18 protein-coding genes and 1 tRNA gene are annotated in these 17,244 nt (G+C 54.3%); 12 read left to right on the top strand and 7 right to left on the bottom strand.

Annotated elements, in window-relative coordinates:
- The coding region (dnaN, locus tag ACK4S7_RS07645; RefSeq protein WP_409645611.1) for a DNA polymerase III subunit beta at positions 1–908 on the bottom strand (908 nt) is incomplete at its 3' end.
- A gap of 141 nt (positions 909–1,049) precedes the next feature.
- On the opposite strand from dnaN, the gene ACK4S7_RS07640 reads away from it, so the two are divergent.
- The 5 genes from ACK4S7_RS07640 to ACK4S7_RS07620 all read left to right on the top strand — a co-directional run bounded on the left by ACK4S7_RS07640 (position 1,050) and on the right by ACK4S7_RS07620 (position 5,590).
- Complete coding sequence (locus ACK4S7_RS07640) at positions 1,050–1,697, top strand: histidine phosphatase family protein (RefSeq protein WP_409645609.1); 648 nt, start codon at positions 1,050–1,052, stop codon at positions 1,695–1,697.
- Positions 1,694–2,200: a hypothetical protein gene (locus ACK4S7_RS07635; protein ID WP_409645608.1), complete on the top strand. Its 507-nt coding sequence runs from the start codon at positions 1,694–1,696 to the stop codon at positions 2,198–2,200. The genes ACK4S7_RS07640 and ACK4S7_RS07635 overlap by 4 nt, the downstream gene beginning before the upstream one ends.
- Positions 2,201–2,319: 119 nt before the next feature.
- Positions 2,320–3,342: a sensor histidine kinase gene (locus ACK4S7_RS07630; RefSeq protein ID WP_409645606.1), complete on the top strand. Its 1,023-nt coding sequence runs from the start codon at positions 2,320–2,322 to the stop codon at positions 3,340–3,342.
- Between the two features lie 52 nt (positions 3,343–3,394).
- Complete coding sequence (gene rlmN, locus ACK4S7_RS07625) at positions 3,395–4,636, top strand: 23S rRNA (adenine(2503)-C(2))-methyltransferase RlmN (protein ID WP_409645604.1); 1,242 nt, start codon at positions 3,395–3,397, stop codon at positions 4,634–4,636.
- 3 nt (positions 4,637–4,639) lie between these two features.
- A complete protein-coding gene (locus ACK4S7_RS07620; protein ID WP_409645603.1) occupies positions 4,640–5,590 on the top strand; it encodes a septation protein IspZ in 951 nt (316 codons plus the stop codon).
- Here ACK4S7_RS07620 and ACK4S7_RS07615 read toward each other — a convergent pair.
- Positions 5,587–6,360, bottom strand: coding sequence for a thioesterase family protein (locus ACK4S7_RS07615; protein WP_409645600.1), 774 nt, complete (start codon positions 6,358–6,360; stop codon positions 5,587–5,589). The two genes, ACK4S7_RS07620 and ACK4S7_RS07615, sit on opposite strands and share 4 nt — an antisense overlap.
- A 69-nt stretch (positions 6,361–6,429) precedes the next feature.
- Between ACK4S7_RS07615 and ACK4S7_RS07610 the strand changes: the two genes are divergently transcribed.
- The 4 genes from ACK4S7_RS07610 (at position 6,430) to ACK4S7_RS07595 (ending at position 10,435) form a co-directional block, all read left to right on the top strand.
- Positions 6,430–7,533 (top strand): AraC family transcriptional regulator ligand-binding domain-containing protein, encoded by a 1,104-nt coding sequence (locus ACK4S7_RS07610; protein ID WP_409645598.1) that lies wholly within the window; start codon positions 6,430–6,432, stop codon positions 7,531–7,533.
- A 67-nt stretch (positions 7,534–7,600) separates the two neighbouring features.
- Positions 7,601–9,064, top strand: a complete 1,464-nt coding sequence (locus ACK4S7_RS07605) for a glycosyltransferase (RefSeq protein WP_409645596.1) — start codon at positions 7,601–7,603, stop codon at positions 9,062–9,064.
- Positions 9,064–10,014: a hypothetical protein gene (locus ACK4S7_RS07600; protein WP_409645594.1), complete on the top strand. Its 951-nt coding sequence runs from the start codon at positions 9,064–9,066 to the stop codon at positions 10,012–10,014. The genes ACK4S7_RS07605 and ACK4S7_RS07600 overlap by 1 nt, the downstream gene beginning before the upstream one ends.
- Before the next feature lie 88 nt (positions 10,015–10,102).
- The gene (locus tag ACK4S7_RS07595; protein WP_409645593.1) at positions 10,103–10,435 is read left to right on the top strand and encodes a PilZ domain-containing protein; all 333 of its coding nucleotides are present in this window, start codon (positions 10,103–10,105) and stop codon (positions 10,433–10,435) included.
- Positions 10,436–10,545: 110 nt separating this feature from the next.
- On the opposite strand, the gene ACK4S7_RS07590 is transcribed toward ACK4S7_RS07595, so the two are convergent.
- Both ACK4S7_RS07590 and ACK4S7_RS07585 read right to left on the bottom strand, forming a co-directional pair.
- Positions 10,546–10,620: transfer RNA gene (locus tag ACK4S7_RS07590), tRNA-Val, on the bottom strand.
- Between the two features lie 43 nt (positions 10,621–10,663).
- Complete coding sequence (locus ACK4S7_RS07585; protein WP_409645591.1) at positions 10,664–11,041, bottom strand: response regulator; 378 nt, start codon at positions 11,039–11,041, stop codon at positions 10,664–10,666.
- A 146-nt stretch (positions 11,042–11,187) separates the two neighbouring features.
- Between ACK4S7_RS07585 and ACK4S7_RS07580 the strand changes: the two genes are divergently transcribed.
- Entirely contained in the window at positions 11,188–12,054 is an 867-nt protein-coding gene (locus ACK4S7_RS07580; RefSeq protein ID WP_409645590.1) for an N-formylglutamate amidohydrolase, read from the top strand.
- A gap of 235 nt (positions 12,055–12,289) precedes the next feature.
- Here ACK4S7_RS07580 and ACK4S7_RS07575 read toward each other — a convergent pair whose 3' ends face one another.
- The 3 genes from ACK4S7_RS07575 to ACK4S7_RS07565 form a co-directional block, all read right to left on the bottom strand.
- Positions 12,290–12,814 carry a cytochrome b gene (locus tag ACK4S7_RS07575; RefSeq protein WP_409645588.1) on the bottom strand — a complete coding sequence of 175 codons (525 nt, stop codon included), beginning with the start codon at positions 12,812–12,814 and terminating at the stop codon, positions 12,290–12,292.
- Between the two features lie 49 nt (positions 12,815–12,863).
- Entirely contained in the window at positions 12,864–13,643 is a 780-nt protein-coding gene (locus ACK4S7_RS07570) for a SapC family protein (protein WP_409645586.1), read from the bottom strand.
- A 65-nt stretch (positions 13,644–13,708) separates the two neighbouring features.
- Complete coding sequence (locus ACK4S7_RS07565) at positions 13,709–15,136, bottom strand: FAD-binding oxidoreductase (RefSeq protein WP_409645584.1); 1,428 nt, start codon at positions 15,134–15,136, stop codon at positions 13,709–13,711.
- A gap of 102 nt (positions 15,137–15,238) precedes the next feature.
- Here ACK4S7_RS07565 and ACK4S7_RS07560 point away from each other — a divergent pair, with 102 nt between their 5' ends.
- Both ACK4S7_RS07560 and ACK4S7_RS07555 read left to right on the top strand, forming a co-directional pair.
- Positions 15,239–15,742 carry a hypothetical protein gene (locus tag ACK4S7_RS07560; RefSeq protein WP_409645583.1) on the top strand — a complete coding sequence of 168 codons (504 nt, stop codon included), beginning with the start codon at positions 15,239–15,241 and terminating at the stop codon, positions 15,740–15,742.
- A gap of 114 nt (positions 15,743–15,856) precedes the next feature.
- Positions 15,857–17,239 carry a DEAD/DEAH box helicase gene (locus ACK4S7_RS07555; protein ID WP_409645614.1) on the top strand — a complete coding sequence of 461 codons (1,383 nt, stop codon included), beginning with the start codon at positions 15,857–15,859 and terminating at the stop codon, positions 17,237–17,239.
- Positions 17,240–17,244 lie beyond the last annotated feature (5 nt).

The raw sequence follows: 17,244 nt of genomic DNA, 5'->3' as shown, positions 1-17,244 counted from the left end.
TCGGGGCTGGTGACGGACAAAGTGATCTTGTCCTTGTCGAGCGCCATTTTGACTGCGCGGGTTTTCTCCGTGGCAATGGTCGCAACGCGGTCAACGCCTTGGCTAAATGCCTTGGGATCGATGCGCAGCAGCTTGTCATTCGCAGTTGGAATAACGCGGCTGTAGTCGGGGAAGGTACCGTCGATCAGCTTTGATGTCAGGATGACGCTGTCAAAGGTGAAGCGGATCTTGCTGGCCGACAGGTCGACCTGAATGACATTGCCACCGCTTTCATCCAGAAGCTTCCGGATTTCGGCAACGCATTTGCGTGGCACGATGATGTCGGGCATGTTTTCGGCACCAGCGGGACGCGGAAGCGTGACGCGGGCCAAACGGTGGCCGTCGGTGGCCGCAGCCTTCAGGACGGGTTCTGCGTCGTCGGTGACATGCAGAAAGATTCCGTTCAGATAATAACGCGTTTCTTCGGTAGAAATCGCAAAGCGCGTTTTGTCGATGATCTGGATCAGCGAGCTTGCCGGAATTTCGAACGAAGTGGGAAGTTCGCCCTCGGCAATGGTGGGGAAGTCGTCACGCGGCAAAGTCGCGAGAGAGAAGCGAGCACGGCCAGCGTTGACAGCCATGCGGCCGTCGGCGGCGTGCAGTTGCACCTGCGAGCCGTCGGGCAACTTGCGGGCAATTTCAAAAAGGGTGTGCGCAGAAACGGTGGTGGCACCTGGCGTTTCAACATCGGCCGCAAAAGTTTCAACGACCTGCAAATCAAGGTCAGTCGCGGTCAGCTTGATCTTGCCGCCCGCACTGGCTTCGATAAGGACATTGGACAAAATTGGTATTGTGTTGCGCCGCTCCACCACGGACTGGACGTGGCTCAGGCTTTTCAGCAGGGTCGCGCGTTCGATCGTGGCTCTCATTCAAAATCCCCTTGTCGGGCCAAGCGGTCCGCAAACCAGCCAAAAACCCTGTTTCTATGCCGAATCTTCCATAACCGCTTTGGGCCGCAGGGCAAGCCGATAGCTTTTGCGTCAAACAATATCCTGTGGAATAAGACAAGGATGGGGATTTCAACGAATAACCGCCGCCTGTTCATCGCGCGGCATGGCGAGACAGTGTTCAACAAGATCGCGCGGATGCAGGGCCAAGCCGAAGTGCATACGCCGCTTACTTGGGAAGGTTGCGTGCAGGCGCGGCAAATGGGCAAGGCGCTGGCCGATTATCTCGGGCCCGACGATCGGCCTCAACTTTGGTCGTCCACGGCCGGCCGGGCTTTGCAGACCCTTGCGCTCATTGCCGAAGAAATAAATGCAGATTGGCACGATACCAATCGCGACGACCGGCTTTTGGAAATTGACGTCGGACACTGGTCGAGCCGAACCTACGCCGACATTTCTGCGGAAATTGGTCCCATTGTCGACATGGAGCATAAATTATTTTCCGTCCGCCCCGATGGCGGCGAATATTATGAAGATGTGGCACAGCGCCTGTCGCATTGGCTGGGCGAACTGCCATTTAATCAGGACATGCTAATCATCTGTCATGGAATGACCGCCCGCGTGCTGCGCGGGTTGTTGCTTGGCCTGGAACCTATGGAACGTTTCGGCGCACCGATAGCGCCAAGCCTTGCCCAGGGCAGCATGGTTATGATCCGCGACGGCGTCGAGAAGCTCGTAATCGATGGCAGCGGGCAGGGGGAGCGGGCATGAAGACTGGCGCGTGGTTGTTATGCGCTGCCATGCTATCCACGCCGTTGGCGGCCAAAGAACGGTTGGGCGTGTATCAAGGCTGGGCTGCGTTCCGCGACCTAGAAACGCCTCGATGCTATGCCATTGCTGCGCCGGAGGAGACAATTCGAGAGCCAACGCAGCCCGCGTTTCTCTCCATCGGCTTTTGGCCAAAACGCAGTATTACCCACCAGATCCATGTGCGCTTGTCCCGCAGCCGAGCGCCTGATGGCGGCGTAACCTTAACTGCCGGTGGCCGACGTTTCCGGTTAAAGGCTGCGGGAGACGCAGCTTGGGCAACAGACAGGCGGATGGATCTGGCCATTGTGGCTGCAATGCGATCTGCTCCATCGTTGAGCATTGAAACGATTGGCCGTGACGGCAGGTCAATCGTGGACGCATATAGTCTTCGCGGCGGGCCAAGCGCGATCGACGCTGCTGCACTGGGGTGTGCGCGCGCTAGAATCACTGCGCTTTCGAAATGATTCACTAGAAAACGAGCAATATGGTAACAACGTTTACGTTCTGAACCAATTGAATGCAGAAAATGCGCCTGGGTATGGCTCTCGCCCCGCGAGTCTCCAGTTTATGACGGCTATATGCCATGGAAAAACCAGTGACTCGCCTGCCTGAACACGCCGACACAATGTCGATCGCGTTGATATCTTCGTCTTTTTCACCGCTTGTCTTGTTGAATGAGGATCTGACGATCATTGCTGCAAGCAAATCCTTTTGCCTCGCGTTCGGCGTCGACTGTGAAGACATCGCCCATAAAAAACTTGCCGATCTCGGCGAGGGGGAATGGAACGTCCGACAACTGGATTCGCTATTGCGGGCCACGGTCGCCGGCAACGCGGCTATCGATGTCTATGAAATGGACCTTGTGCGCGTCGGCAAGAAAACTCTGTGCCTTATTATCAACGCGCATACGCTTGATTATTTCGAAGCTGAGAGCATTCGTGTGGTTCTTGCGATTACGGATGTCACGTCGCAGCGTCTGGCCGACAAGGTTAGGGATGATCTTGTGCGCGAAAAGCAGCTGTTACTGCATGAAATTCAGCATCGCGTAGCCAACAGCCTGCAGATTATTGCCAGCGTTCTTTTGCAAAGCGCGCGAAAAGTGCAGTCGACCGAAACGCGAGAGCATCTGCGCGATGCTCACAACCGCGTCATGTCGATTGCGATGCTGCAAAAGCATCTTTCATCGACGGCGGTTGATGATGTTGTCCTAAAAAATTACTTCAGGGATTTGTGCGCAAGCATCGGCGCGTCGATGATCGGTGACCCTGAACGGTTGGTGTTGAGTACTAATGTCGATGACAGCGTTGTGGATCCCGACACATCGGTCAGCCTTGGGCTGGTAGTGACCGAGCTTGTGATCAATGCACTCAAACACGCATTTCCTGGGCGGACCCAAAAGGGTGTCATTCAAGTCGGTTATAAGTCGGATGGCAAGGCATGGACATTGGTCGTCGCGGATGACGGAGTGGGAATGCCTGAGAACGCGGACGATCGTAAACCCGGCCTTGGAACTGGCATTGTGGAGGCACTTGCGACCCAATTAGGGGCGGTTGTTATCGTGACGGATGGCGCGCCCGGCACCAAGGTATCGGTCGTCCGAAGCTAATCAGCGGCTTTGCTGGCTTTTCGGCAATAACCCCCTTATATGCGCGCCCATCATGCAGATTCCCGGCCACATCGACCCCGTAGTCACACCGCGCGCGATCACACCGCGTAGCGATGGACGTATTGACCTAATGGGTCTGAGCCACTTCCAGATCCGTCAGCTGTTCGAAGAATCACAGCTTGATGAAAAAGCGGCAAAGCTGCGTTCAAAGCAGGTGTTCCACTGGATATACCATCGCGGCGTGACAGAGTTCGAGGCAATGACCGACATTTCCAAGACCATGCGGCCTTGGCTCGCCGACCGGTTCGTCATCGGCCGTCCCGAAATTGTCGAGGCGCAAGTTTCGTCAGACGGCACCCGCAAGTGGCTTTTGCGCACAGATGATGCGCAGGATTATGAAATGGTGTTCATTCCTGACGCTGATCGGGGGACCTTGTGTATTTCAAGCCAGGTTGGCTGCACGTTAAACTGTCGGTTCTGCCACACGGGCACGATGCGGCTGGTGCGCAACCTGACGCCCGGCGAAATTGTCGGGCAGGTCATGCTTGCCCGCGACGCGCTTGGCGAGTGGCCGAAGGGCAACATGGCCTTTGCTGCGGCGGACGAGGACGAAGATGACGATCTTGGCCATTACACCGCTGATGGACGGATGCTGACCAACATTGTCCTGATGGGCATGGGTGAGCCCCTGTATAATTTCGACAATGTGCGCGATGCGATGAAGATTGTCATGCACGGGGACGGCCTTGGCCTTTCGCGCCGCCGGATTACTTTGTCGACCTCAGGTGTCGTGCCGATGATGGCGCGCGCGGGTGAAGAGATTAACGTCAACCTCGCGGTCTCGCTGCATGCTGTGACCAAGGAAATCCGAGACGAAATCGTGCCCATAAATCGCAAATATGGCATTGATGAACTCTTACGTGCCTGTGCCGAATATCCCGGCGTCAGCAACGCCCGCCGGATCACATTTGAATATGTGATGTTGAAGGACAAGAACGACAGCGACGAAGACGCGCGCCAACTCGTAAGCCTCATCCGTCAATATAAGCTGCCTGCGAAGGTCAATCTCATCCCGTTCAACCCATGGCCTGGGGCAATATATGAATGCTCCGACCCTGAACGCATTAAGCGATTTTCGAGCATCATTTTCGAAGCTGGTATCAGCGCGCCTATTCGCACGCCGCGCGGCCGGGACATCATGGCAGCCTGTGGTCAGTTGAAATCCTCCAGCGAGAAGAAAAGCCGCGCCGAGCTAGATCGCCTCGCTGAGGAAAAACAGGCGGCCTTGGGTTAAACCATGAGTTTTACGTGGTGGCGATATCCCAGACGGCGCTTTTCGGTCGACGGGCTATCTTTTGCCGTCGCCAGCCGCGCACGCAGCGACGGACTCCATTCAGCATTGTCAATGCTTGGCGCCCCGCAATGCACAGATCAGACCCCGGTCTTTGGGCCGGACTCGGTGCGCAACCACTTGCTGCGGACCACTCTTCCCGACGGACGCATGCTGGAGGTCGAGCTTGGCTATATGGGTTTGTGGACAACTGGGGTTGTTGCCCGTGTCGATGGCGTCGTTGTGTACGAAAGCCACAAGGGGCGCGTTCCTGCCTATCCTGAAAAATATCAGAGCGCAGCAGTGCAGAACAGCAGCTTTGGTGAAATCGTCAAGGCCGAGCAAGGCGCTCAAGGCATAAACGGGGGCGTATTCGCGCGGCGTAACCGGCTACCCTTTGCCGTTGATGTGGGCACAGGCTTGTTGTTCTATTTCGTCGCGAAGCTGACCGATTTGCAGACCGCTGCGATGCTTGGCATTGTCGTTGGTTTTGGCCTCGTGATCTTTCAGCGGATCACAAAAATCGACGTAACGGGCGGCCTGGCGCTGTTCGGGATATTGATGTTGTGTATCTCCGCCGCGCTTGCGGTCTGGTTGAACGATGATGAATGGATTAAGCTACGCGGCACGATTACGGGAATTATTGCCGCCAGCTTCTTCATCATCGATGGTGCACGCGGCGGGCCCTATATCGGGAAGGGATTGGCCCGCTATATGCCCTATTCCGATATCGACGCGGGCCGCTTTGCCATCGTCATGGGCGTCATCGGTTTGATCATGGCCGGGCTGAATTACGGCGCCGCAAAGTTGCTAACCACCGACAATTGGCTTTTCTACAAAACCTTTGTCGACAACTTCATTGTCATTGGCCTGGTATTTTTGGCCCTGCGCTTTGCGCGGACAAAACCCGTCGCTTAAGCGAATATCGCGACTGATTGCATGCCCGTCAGCACCGCTTCCCCGCGGCTGTTCCACACGGTCATATACTGGCTGCTTGCGCCATTGGCGGCGTGGTGCGTTTCGCTGGATAGATACCACCATCCGTTTTCGGTTGTCGGCACATCCGTCAGCATGTTGATCTGCCAGTTCATGGAGCTGACCATGCCTTTTTCGGTCATGAGTCCCATCGCCGACGGGGGAAGGGCGTCGCCGATGCAGATTAATTCGGCGATATGATCCAACCCTTCATGCTCGGTCAGCCGGTGCCAGCTTGCGAGCCGGTTGGTCGCCAAACCGAGCTCAAGGCGTTTGTCGGGATATTGCATATGGCCAGTAAAAAATTCGGGCGGACCGCTGCGCACTGTGTCGGGCGATGGCACAGGTGGAAATGACGGCGCAGGAAGATTGACGTAATCCAGATGGCTTTCGCGGCGGTTCATGAAAATGAAGTTGCACGTGAGGCCAATCCCGCCCGGACCCTTTATGTCAGACTGTATGAAGGCAGTGTTTTTGCCCCGTCGCAAGATATGGGCTGTGACCTCCACTTCACCCGCCAAAGGCCCAACAAAGGCTATCTGTGCCGATTGCAGCGGTGGCAGGTCATCCGCCGCGAGTTTTGCCGCCTGATAAGCAAGTACAGAGCTAAGGCCGCCATAAGAGGTGCGTCCTTGATGCCAGGTTGGGGGAATAGAGATTTTATGGGGTGTAGCGCCGGGTACAAATTGGGCGAGAAGCGATGCGAGATTCATGCTTTGGGCTTAGCGAGGGAAATCCAAAGTCGCAAGCCACACACAAGATGCCACTTGCGTTTCAGGCCCTTGCGTGTTGAATCCTGTCCAACGTCAAGGGGGCGACTTATTTACAGTTGGATCGACAATCTGCTGCAAAACGGCAAGGCCATTCCGCCCGACACCATGTCGGCGAATTTGGCTGTCCGTATATTGCGTGCCGCAGCCGCAGAAGGCGGGAACAGGCGTGAAATCCTCTCGGCAATTGGACTTGATGAGACACGGTTACGCAATCCGCTCAGCCGTATTTCATGGCAAGTCGCGATCCGCTTTTTCAAGGTATTGCAGGCACATTTTAACGATCCAGCGGTGCATTTGCGGCTAGGTGAGAAAGCGGCCATGCAGAACTTCTCCGACTTCGGCTATGCGACCCGCCTTGAAACCGACTTGGCCTCGGTCATCAAGGCGCATGTCCAGCTTCAGCCGCTGCGACAGAATATGGTGCGCACGACATTCGATACAGATGGACGACCTCCATTTTTTACGTGGGAATATTCGCCCGACCTCATTCGGGATTACGCGACTTTTGTCGAATTTTCGGTGGTGACATTCGCGCGGCTGTCGCGTCAGGTTTTGAACGAGCCGCCTTTGCTACGGTCCGTTCAGTTTCGGCATGAGCCGCAATTTGATATTCACCGATACAAAGCAGTCTTTGGCTGTCCAGTGGATTTTGGCATGCCGCAAACGCGCATGGAGATTGCCGGGCGTCAGGTGTTTCGTCCTTCGCCCTTTGCAAATCAGAAGCTGTTTGATGCTGCGTCCAGACGGTATGAGCGGCCCGCCACGTGGATGATCACGGGCAAGACACATTTGGCCTATAGCTATTTCTATCTTACCAGCGAACTGGACAAATCGCCGCCTACACTCGACCGGATGGCAGCGTCATTCGGGATGAGCGAACGAACTCTCCGTCGCAAGCTGGTCGAAGAAGGCATGTCATTCCGCGACCTTCTTGATTGCGTCCGCAAGGATATGTGCCAATTGTATTTTATGGAAGACACACGCTCGCTTGGTGAGATCGCCTTGCTGCTTGGTTATAGCGACCTCAGCGCATTCACGCGGGCCTATAAAAACTGGACGGGCACCCCACCAAGCCGGCATGGATCTAATCGACATGGACCCAAAGCGAATTAAAGGCCCTGATTAATTTACAAAGTTTTACATTAACCAATTTTAAGCCCGTCCCATCTAAAGACGGCCTATGGATACACAACAAGAAAACTGGCTGGCAGCCACTCGCGACGACAGTCTGTTCGATCTCGTCGAGAAGGACGAGGATGGTCTTTTTTGTCAAATCGACGACGAAGACCTGATTGTCTCGAGCGATGAGACGCCTGATAGCAGACACCGCTATATCTCATTGGGTACCAAATTCGGTTTAGCCTGCGCAATCGCAATAGCATGGACCGGTTTCAGTGTTTGGCTTTCGTTTCCTTGGCTGGAGGAGCTTGCCAATGTCACCAGCTTTTGGTTCGCTGTAATAGTTATCACATTCATCGCCTATGTGCCGGGTTTCATGAATGCTTTTTTGTTGTCCACGCTTGCGATGGACCGCAAACCAAGGCGCATTGCGCCGACATTTTATCCAGGAACTACCATTTTGGTGGCAGCTTATAACGAAGAAGCGGCTATCCATGACACGCTCGTCAGTTTGTCGCGCCAAGTCTATCCCGGTCCGGTTGAGATATTGGTGCTGAATGATGGCTCGACTGACAGGACAGTAGAGTTTGCAAATAAGGCAATAGCGGATCTCACTTTTCCAGGAAACGTAACGGCCCGTGTGCTCGACTTTGGCGTGAACCGTGGAAAATCTGCGGCATTAAATGATGGCTTCAAGCAAGCGCGATACGACCTGATACTGACGATCGACGGGGATTCCTGGGTAAAGAAAGACGGGCTACGCAAAATTGTCGAACGTTTATTAACGGACCCACCGAATACTGCCGCAGTTGCTGGCGCCGTTATGGTTCGAAACTCTCGGGAAAACTTCCTCTGCCGCGCACAGGAATGGGACTATTTTCATGGCATAGCTTCGGTGAAGCGCATGCAAGGCATGTATAACGGTACGCTTGTGGCGCAAGGGGCGTTCTCGATCTACCGCCGATCGGCCCTCCAAGAGGCCGGTGGCTGGCCAGAATGTGTTGGTGAGGACATCGTCCTTTCCTGGGCAATATTGAAAATGGGTCACCGTATTGGTTACGCCGACGACGCACTCGCCTTCACGAACGTACCGTCGACCCTTCGTCAGTTCTCGTTGCAGCGCAAGCGCTGGTCGCGCGGACTCATGGAAGCATTCCGGGCACATTGGCGATTGTTGTTCCAGCGCCGCATGTCGACCCTGTTCATCTGGTGGAATGTCTGTTTCCTGCCCCTTGACCTCATTTACACATTTGTCTTCATTCCGGGCCTGATTGCTGCGTGCTTTGGCTATTTCTATATCGCTGGTCCGCTCACGGTCGCGGTATTGCCCCTAACGATACTGTGGAATGCCATCATCTTCCGTATTCAATCGGGGGTTTATCAACGCGAAGGGCTGATCGTCCGCCGCAATCTTCGCGGCTTCTTTTTCTACGCGCTTGGCTACAGTCTCTTGATGCAGCCGGTCTGCGTATGGGGATATTGCTCCGAACTGCTTGGGCTTCGCAAATCTTGGGGCACAAAATAATGAATGGCGTTAGATATTTCAGCACCCTTTGTGTCGCGCTCGGCATTGCGGCCATAGCCTTGCCTAGCCAGGCATTTGCACAATCGACAGAAAATGGAGCAGAGGAACCTGCTTCGAAACCTGCCGCCGGCACCGAACTATTGGTCAGCACTGACTCAGAAGGCACCAAGGTTTCAAAGCTGGCCGGAAGGGCTCTGTGGAGTTTCAATGGCAAGGACGACTATGCTGGCATTGTGGTCGAACGTGCGTGGTTTACGCCAGTCGCCGGTGAGAAACAAAAGTTTAACCGCGTATATCTGGACGTTGCGAACAAGTTGGATGACGGCTGGCGCTGGCGCGCAAGGGTCGGCACAGATGGTAAAACCGTTCTCGGTAGTGCGGAGCTGCGCCGCGCCGATTGGTCGCGCAGTGTGTTCATTGAACGGGAAATCATTGAAACCGAACAGGGTCTGAATCGTAGAATTTACTATACCTTTATTGGTGCCAGCACGGACATTCCGGTCGATCAAAATAGCAGCTTGGCTTTAACAGCCGGCGTGCAGGAATTTTCAGGTAAAAATGAACGTCTTCACCTGCGTGGTCGGTTCGTTCAGGTGTTGAACGAGGAAGTCGGATTGAGCGCGCAGATGGATTTGCGTTATTACCATTCAACCGAACCAAAAGAGTTTGATTACTTTTCACCTGCCAATTTCGTTCGTGCAATGCCCATTCTTCAATTGCGGAGATTCAATGCCGGGTGGATGTATCTGGCAGCCGGAGGCCTGGGCGTTCAGAGAAGCACCGGAAGCAGCTGGCAACCCGCCCGTTTCGCGCAATTGCGCATTGAAAGTCCGCGGTCATCCAAGAAAATCGACGCTTTTGTGGAGTTGGCATATTCCAACGATTCCATCGTCGGCGGTCTAAATTACGATCATCTGCAAGGACGAGCAGGCTTTACGGTCGCATTTTAGGATCAGACTTTGCGGCCTGATATGATGTAAATTACCACCACGAAACAAACAGAACAGGTTCAAAGGCTGTGCTGCCTGAAGGAAAAAAATGGTAAAACTAACCGCTCAAAAAAGGAGTCCCAAGCGTACGGCCTCTTTCTTGAAGGCTAAACTGAAAAGTGAAAGCTTAACGCAGGAGGTTTGCGTGCGCGATGTTTCAGTTAATGGCGCGCTGCTCGACGTTGCAGAACCATTGCGGGTGTTTGAGATAGTCACTCTCATCTGCGGCGACACGCAAGTAAACGGAATCGTTGCTTGGTCAGATCAGGGGCGGGTTGGTATGGAGTTTTCTGAGCTTCTGACCAGCAAACTTCTGGTTGATGCCCTTAACAGCAAAATAAAGGTGTCTGCTCCAAAAAATTATCAGCCGGAGATGAGTTGAGGCGCGAAATAAACCAATGCGCCATGCACAGAACCAATCGTCCAGTTAAACCACCGGACACAGCATAAGGGCATCGGCCCCAGCAGTAAGTGCTAGATCTATAGAAAATATGGTGGGCGTAGCAAGGATTGAACTTGCGACCCCTGCGATGTCAACACAGTGCTCTACCACTGAGCTATACGCCCACGCTGAGGCAGCCTCTAGCTGGGCTTGCTACATCATTCAAGCCTATTTCAGTTCGCCGAAACTTTCCTTGGCAAACAGGCGCTCGACTTCAAGAACAAGGTCCTTGAGATGGAAGGGTTTGGACAGAACTTTTGCACCTGGCATCGACTCGCCGACGCTCAGGGCGACGCCCGAGAAGCCAGTGATGAACATCACCTCAGTTTCGGGTGAGACCGCGTTGCAATGGCGGGCAAGCTCAATGCCGTCCATTTCAGGCATCACAATATCCGTCAGCAGCAAATCGAAATGTTCGCTCTCAAGCAAAGGGACTGCTGCGGTACCGCGATCAACTGCAACCACTTCATAGCTTGACCGTTCCAGCGCACGCGTCAGATATTCGCGCATGGCCTGTTCGTCTTCAGCGAGCAATATTCGGATCATCACCGGTCCTTAAAAATCTCCACACAGCGCAGTCTTTGCGTTGTGCTCCTTTAAAGCAACCATATAGCTGCAGAGATTTAATTTTTTTACACCATTTTGCGGAGAATCTGTCAATCAGGCAATATGGTTAAGTCAAGGCGCGTGTGATGGCATCGGGAACAGACGGATTCGCAAGTTGGGGCACGGAAAGTTTCTCCGTGCCCGTGCTGCTGTCCGTGCCGCACGCCGGGCGCGAATATCCTGAAGATATATATGATGCGTTACGCCTCCCCCCGGCCGTGCTGGTCCGGCTTGAGGACAGATATGCCGACCTGTTGACGCGGCTTGGCGTTCAATTGGGACATCCCGTGATCATGGCTCACCGCGCGCGGGCGTGGATTGACCTCAACCGCGATGAGCAGGATATCGACACTGAGATGGTGCAAGGCGCATTGCGCGCGCATTATCCGGCTCCAGGCATTAAGCAGCGCGGTGGTCTGGGGCTAATCCCCCGGCGTCTTTCAGGCGAGGGCGATTTGTGGAACCGTCAGTTCACGTTGGACGAGGTTCAGCATCGAATAACATCATTCCACCGTCCATATCACCAAGCCGTCGCCGACATATTGGAACGTATGCGGCGGCACTTCGGCGTCGCTATCCTGCTTGATCTGCATAGCATGCCGCCGATCCGCACGGCAGTCGCTGCTCCAGCGCCGCAATTTGTGGTTGGTGACCGGTTCGGCAAAAGCGCAGCCTCGCAATATGCAGAGTTGTTGATTGCGCGCCTGCGGACCCAGGGTTTTAGCGCTGCGCTCAACCATCCCTATGCAGGCGACTATATCCTGCGCCGCCACGCAAGGCCGCGCGCTAATATTCACGCTCTTCAGCTTGAGGTCGACAGGTCACTGTATCTGGACCAGGATTTGCGTCAGCCCGGGGCAGGTCTTGACCGCCTTCGTACGTTGATACCTGCCTTGGTGAATGCACTCGCCGACGAAGCTCTGGGTTCTTCCAGTCTGGTTGCAGCAGAATAGCGGCAATGTCTTCAAAAAAACCACCCAGGAGTTTTTCCGGGGTGGCCTAGGTTCAGGGAGTTGATGCCTACTACAGGCACCGATGAACGGAAACGGGAGGGGAGGATTCCGTCCATCTCAAAGAATGGGGACTCACGATTGCAGTTTCAAGACTTGGGTCGGAATGCGTGTACGTTTGCCGACCAGCCGACCGATAGCTGCGAGGAATTGTCCTGCCATGCAGGCGTGGAAAGGTTCAAGGCCACATGCGCTGAAGAAAGGGCAGCCTGTCAATAAACTGGTGCTTCAATGCGCCAGCGACATGCAAACCAATAAGGATGATGAGAGGTATGACCAGAAGTTCGTGACCCTCATGCCCGATCTCGGAAAGAATCTCGCTTTTACCGATAGGCGATTCAATATTAAACAGTCCGAAAAAATCAATCGGCGGTGCCCTGTCGCTTGCCGCGACCATCAGCCACCCGGTCAACGGGACTGCAATCATGAGGACATAGAATAGGACATGGACTGCATGGCCAGCAAAGGCCTGCAAACCAGCTATCTTGTTTGGAAGCGGGGGCGGGCGATGAGCGAGGCGCCATAAAAGACGCGCCACGGAAAGGACGAGGATGGAAATACCTATTGCCTTGTGCGGGTTCATGAAGACGGCACTGGCGGAACGGGACAAATCATCGGCCAAATTGGCCAAGAGGACATTTGTCGCAATCAGAAGCGCAATAGCCCAGTGAAACAGGATTGCGATTTTACTATATTTACCCATGCCGCCACTCCCCGGTTGGTTATGTGACGGCATGAATTATCGAATGAAATTAATTCGAAGGTAATTCCGTCACTTGCGGCACCTTACCTTGTGCAATCTGAACTGCAAATATTTCCCGCATCAGTTGCAGGGAGAATAAATGCGCGTGGATGAGCGCCAGGATGCCGTTCTGGTTGAGCTTGCGAACTGTATCACCACGCAGTTCGCGCAGCTTGTTTTCATCGATCATTTTGAAACCGCGATAGATGAATGGCTGCTCCTGACCTTCCTGCTGAATGGAGACTTCGCCGTCCATGAGCAGGTCTAGTTTCTTGAGTTCCTCGACAAAGGCGTGGGTCTGCGCGCCGGCATTTTCAAAATCTTCGCAGAACTTCAAAATCCCTTTGGTGTTTTCGCTTGGCTGGCCATCTTCAAAGAGTGGCATGCCGTCTTCGAATTCGCCAACTGCGCCCGAAGTCGGGTCAAAGCACAGGGACAACTCGTCAGTGTCGGGACGCAGTTTTGCGAGCAGGAAGGGATAGCGGCGGACATATGCGGGGATATAAACGGGGCGCTCAAAATGGCCGTCCTCGTTCATAAAGGTGTTCACACCTTCATTCATGCCCATCAATACCAGCGGGACAGGATTGTCTGTTGCGGAAAAGATGATGGGATATGTCCGTGAGGCGGGTACAAATTCCTCAATCGTAAGCGGGATCGCGTGCTGTCCCTCAAGGAACTTCGCGTTTTCGAGCATACGCGATTTCCACGTCACATGATCGTTGCTGTTCAACGGGATCAGGTCTTTGTACAAAAGCGGCAGGTTGGCGGCTTGGGGCGCGGTGGCCATTTGAAACTCCAGTGCTTGATTACATGTTAGAAATTCGTTGCGGCGCTTTAGGCGGGCAGCCGCAGTTAGGCAAGCGGAACAAGCTTGCCGGGATTCATAATCCCCAAGGGATCAAGAGCATTTTTGATGGCACGCAAAGCCGCCAGTCGTGCCGGTTCGGCAAGACGTTCGAACTCTTCGATCTTGGCCTGTCCGATACCATGTTCGGCGGAGATCGATCCACCATAGGTGCGCACGCGGTTATAAACATGCGACGTAATGGCCTTGCCATCGCCCGCATACCATGCGGTTATATCCACGCCATCCGGGGCCTTTACATGGAAATGGATATTGCCATCACCCAAATGTCCGAACGCAAGCGTTTTGGTGCCGGGATAGGCGGTTTCGATGGGCGGAGATTCAGCTTCAATGAAGTGCGCCATCGCAGCCACCGGCACGCTGATGTCATGCTGTAACGCTGGACCTGCTGCACGCTCGGCCTCGGCAATGGAATCGCGAATTTTCCAGAATGCTTCGGCTTGTGCGTCGCTGCTCGCGATGGTCGCGTTACCCAAAAGGTTTTCATCAATGGCCTGTTCCAGCAATTGCATCGCTAATTCGCCAGGTGATGACTGGGCCGGATCGTCCTGAACAAACTCCATGAGCGCATGCCACCGATGCACGGTGTTGAGTGGCGGACGCGTTCCGGCGATATGTGTGGTGACTGCATCCAACGCGCGTTGTGGCAGGATTTCAAACCCTTCCAGCCGTTCGCGGCCGTAGCGCTGCATAAACAGCAGAAGGTTGTAGGCCTGGGCGGGAGAGTCGATGCCTGCCCATACTACGCAACGGTCTATGAGCGCAGGAACTGTGTTCAAAACAGCTTTGGTGACAATGCCAATGGTTCCCTCCGCACCAATAAGCAGATGTTTCAGATCATAACCGCGATTGTCTTTTTTGAGAGGCGCCATTGCGTCATAAATCGAACCATCGGGCAATACAGCCTCAATTCCGGCCACAAGCATTCGCATTGTGCCGTGCCGCAATACTTGAGTCCCGCCGGCATTGGTCGAAATGAGGCCGCCGACCGTTGCCGAGCCTTTGCCGCCAAGCGTTAAAGGGAAACGCCGTCCATGTATCGCGACTGCCTCATGCAAATTCTGCAAGATGACGCCTGCACCACAAGTGACCAGCCCGTCGTCTCCATCAAATGCAATGATATCATTCAGGCGCCGCAGCGACAGAATCAATTGCTCACCACTTTTGTCTGGCGTCGCGCCAGCAACCATTCCGCTATTGCCGCCTTGGGGAACCAAGGCAATCCGGTGTTTTGCCGCAAGCCTCACGATGGCGGCGATTTCCTGTGTGTTGGCGGGCGAGAGCAGGGCAGGGGACGAACCTGTGAAGCGCCCGCGCCAGTCCGTAAGCCATGGCGCAACCACGTCACTTTCATCTGAATATCCTTTTGGTCCCAATATGGCGCGAAATTCCGATAAAATATTTGCGTTCGGCACGGTAATTTCCATTGTCTACAAGGGGGCTGGCATGCAATTCATGATAGGTTCAACCCTATCGGGTAAAGCCGATAGAACTTCAACTTCATAGCGGAATGTTTCTTGCGCGCAGTATCGGTTATCATCCTGTTTGCGGTCGCGATGACAACATTATCGCACAAAGCTTGGGCGGACTTCGATGTCGCAGCCGTGGATAGCCAGTTCACGCCTTTGCTTCGGCTAAAGACCGATTTCGATCAGGTGCGCATCGACCAAAGAGTTATTGTTCGTTTGCCCAGCACTGCCGCTGCGCCTGCCACGGTTGGTGCGCAAAGAGAGGCTGTGGCCAAGATGAAATATAAGGAGCAAAAGATTGGCAAATGCCTGTGGGTAGACAAGCTGGGCGGATCACGCCCCGGTCCCGACCGCACTTTGGATTTATTGACAAGAGACGGTATTATCATTCGCGCCTATCTGGGTGATGGCTGTCTGGCCCGTGAATTTTATGCCGGCGCCTATATGGAACGGTCTTATGACGGCAAGATATGTGTCAATCGCGACCTTTTATATGCGCGTACAGGCGCAAAATGCGAGGTCGAAAAATTCAGGTTGCTGATCCCGCGTTAATGACGGCGATATCGGCATCTATCTTGACATTTCCTGCCACAGCGACCAATGGCGACCCTCGTCTCCGTGTATTTATCACTGGTGGCGCTGCACCATATATTTCCGGAACATAATATGCGTTTTGCCGACATCGGCTTGTCTGACGAGTTATTGAGAGCCTTGAGCGAGGCTGGCTATGATGAGCCGACTCCTATTCAGGCTGCGGCTATCCCGCAAGTCCAGATGATGCGTGACATCATTGCGATTGCGCAAACCGGGACAGGCAAAACCGCAAGCTTCGTCCTTCCCATGATTGACGTGCTCGCCAATGGTCGTGCGCGCGCCCGGATGCCGCGCAGCCTCATTCTTGAACCAACGCGCGAATTGGCGGCACAGGTTGCCGAGAATTTCGAAAAATACGGCAAATACCACAAGCTGTCGATGGCACTGCTCATTGGTGGTGTCCAGATGGGTGATCAGGTCAAGGCGCTCGAAAAGGGCGTTGATGTATTGATCGCGACCCCAGGCCGGCTAATGGATCTGTTCGAGCGCGGCAAGATCTTGCTGACCGGTTGCGAAATGCTGGTCATTGATGAGGCTGACCGGATGCTGGACATGGGATTCATTCCCGATATCGAACATATCTGTACCAAGTTGCCGACAACGCGGCAGACATTATTGTTTTCGGCAACCATGCCACCGCCTATCAAAAAGCTGGCGGATAAATTCCTATCTAATCCCAAATATATTGAAGTGGCCCGTCCCGCCACTGCCAACGTCAATATCGAACAGTTTTTGGTCAACGTATCGCCAATGAAAAAGCGTGACGTACTGCGTGATCTTTTGCGGACCGAAAAAGTGTCAAACGCGATAATCTTTTGCAACCGCAAGACAACCGTGCGTGAGTTGAACACGAGCCTGCAACGCCACGGCCTTCGCTCCGGTGAGATTCACGGCGACATCGACCAAGCGTCGCGCCAGAAGCAATTGGAAGCCTTCAAAAACGGTGACATCGATTTACTGGTGGCGTCCGACGTCGCGGCGCGCGGACTTGACGTCAAGGGCGTCAGCCATGTGTTCAACTTTGACGCACCATGGCATCCTGATGACTATATTCATCGCATTGGCCGCACCGGTCGTGCCGGAGCCAAGGGGAAGGCATTTACCTTTGTCACCAAGGCTGACGAAGAAGCGATCGAGAGCATCGAAAAACTGATTGGCAACAAGATCGAGCGTCTCGGCAAGATCGAAGCGCCAGCGGACAGCGAAAATCGCGCCCCTGAGAAGCGTGGCCGAAAAGCGCCAGCGGGCAAATCAAAGGAGACGCGGCAGGTATCGCCTGAGCCGTCGTCAGCAAAGCCTGTGCGTGAGAAGGCAGCGGCAAAGCCAGTACGTGAAAAGCCAGTTCCTATCGCTGAAACGGATAAATCCGATCAATCGAGCGGGGCAGCGGCAAGCGGCGATGATGGCTGGAATGGTCCAATGCCAGGGTTCCTCAGTGTGGGTTTCGGCACCTAAGCTGC

Origin of the sequence: Sphingorhabdus sp. (assembly GCF_046292425.1) — a bacterium.
Taxonomy (GTDB): domain Bacteria; phylum Pseudomonadota; class Alphaproteobacteria; order Sphingomonadales; family Sphingomonadaceae; genus Sphingorhabdus_B.
This window is presented reverse-complemented; position numbering and strand designations above follow the sequence as displayed.

What these genes read in the sequence shown, in the direction of transcription:
- ACK4S7_RS07605 (WP_409645596.1), top strand. Translation starts at nt 7,601, where the DNA reads ATGGATACACAACAAGAAAACTGGCTGGCAGCCACTCGCGACGACAGT.
- ACK4S7_RS07555 (WP_409645614.1), top strand. Translation starts at nt 15,857, where the DNA reads ATGCGTTTTGCCGACATCGGCTTGTCTGACGAGTTATTGAGAGCCTTG.
- ACK4S7_RS07570 (WP_409645586.1), bottom strand. Translation starts at nt 13,643, where the DNA reads ATGGCCACCGCGCCCCAAGCCGCCAACCTGCCGCTTTTGTACAAAGAC.
- ACK4S7_RS07615 (WP_409645600.1), bottom strand. Translation starts at nt 6,360, where the DNA reads ATGAATCTCGCATCGCTTCTCGCCCAATTTGTACCCGGCGCTACACCC.
- ACK4S7_RS07635 (WP_409645608.1), top strand. Translation starts at nt 1,694, where the DNA reads ATGAAGACTGGCGCGTGGTTGTTATGCGCTGCCATGCTATCCACGCCG.
- ACK4S7_RS07630 (WP_409645606.1), top strand. Translation starts at nt 2,320, where the DNA reads ATGGAAAAACCAGTGACTCGCCTGCCTGAACACGCCGACACAATGTCG.
- ACK4S7_RS07585 (WP_409645591.1), bottom strand. Translation starts at nt 11,041, where the DNA reads ATGATCCGAATATTGCTCGCTGAAGACGAACAGGCCATGCGCGAATAT.
- ACK4S7_RS07575 (WP_409645588.1), bottom strand. Translation starts at nt 12,814, where the DNA reads ATGGGTAAATATAGTAAAATCGCAATCCTGTTTCACTGGGCTATTGCG.
- ACK4S7_RS07580 (WP_409645590.1), top strand. Translation starts at nt 11,188, where the DNA reads ATGGCATCGGGAACAGACGGATTCGCAAGTTGGGGCACGGAAAGTTTC.
- ACK4S7_RS07595 (WP_409645593.1), top strand. Translation starts at nt 10,103, where the DNA reads ATGGTAAAACTAACCGCTCAAAAAAGGAGTCCCAAGCGTACGGCCTCT.
- ACK4S7_RS07620 (WP_409645603.1), top strand. Translation starts at nt 4,640, where the DNA reads ATGAGTTTTACGTGGTGGCGATATCCCAGACGGCGCTTTTCGGTCGAC.
- ACK4S7_RS07600 (WP_409645594.1), top strand. Translation starts at nt 9,064, where the DNA reads ATGAATGGCGTTAGATATTTCAGCACCCTTTGTGTCGCGCTCGGCATT.
- rlmN (WP_409645604.1), top strand. Translation starts at nt 3,395, where the DNA reads ATGCAGATTCCCGGCCACATCGACCCCGTAGTCACACCGCGCGCGATC.
- ACK4S7_RS07640 (WP_409645609.1), top strand. Translation starts at nt 1,050, where the DNA reads ATGGGGATTTCAACGAATAACCGCCGCCTGTTCATCGCGCGGCATGGC.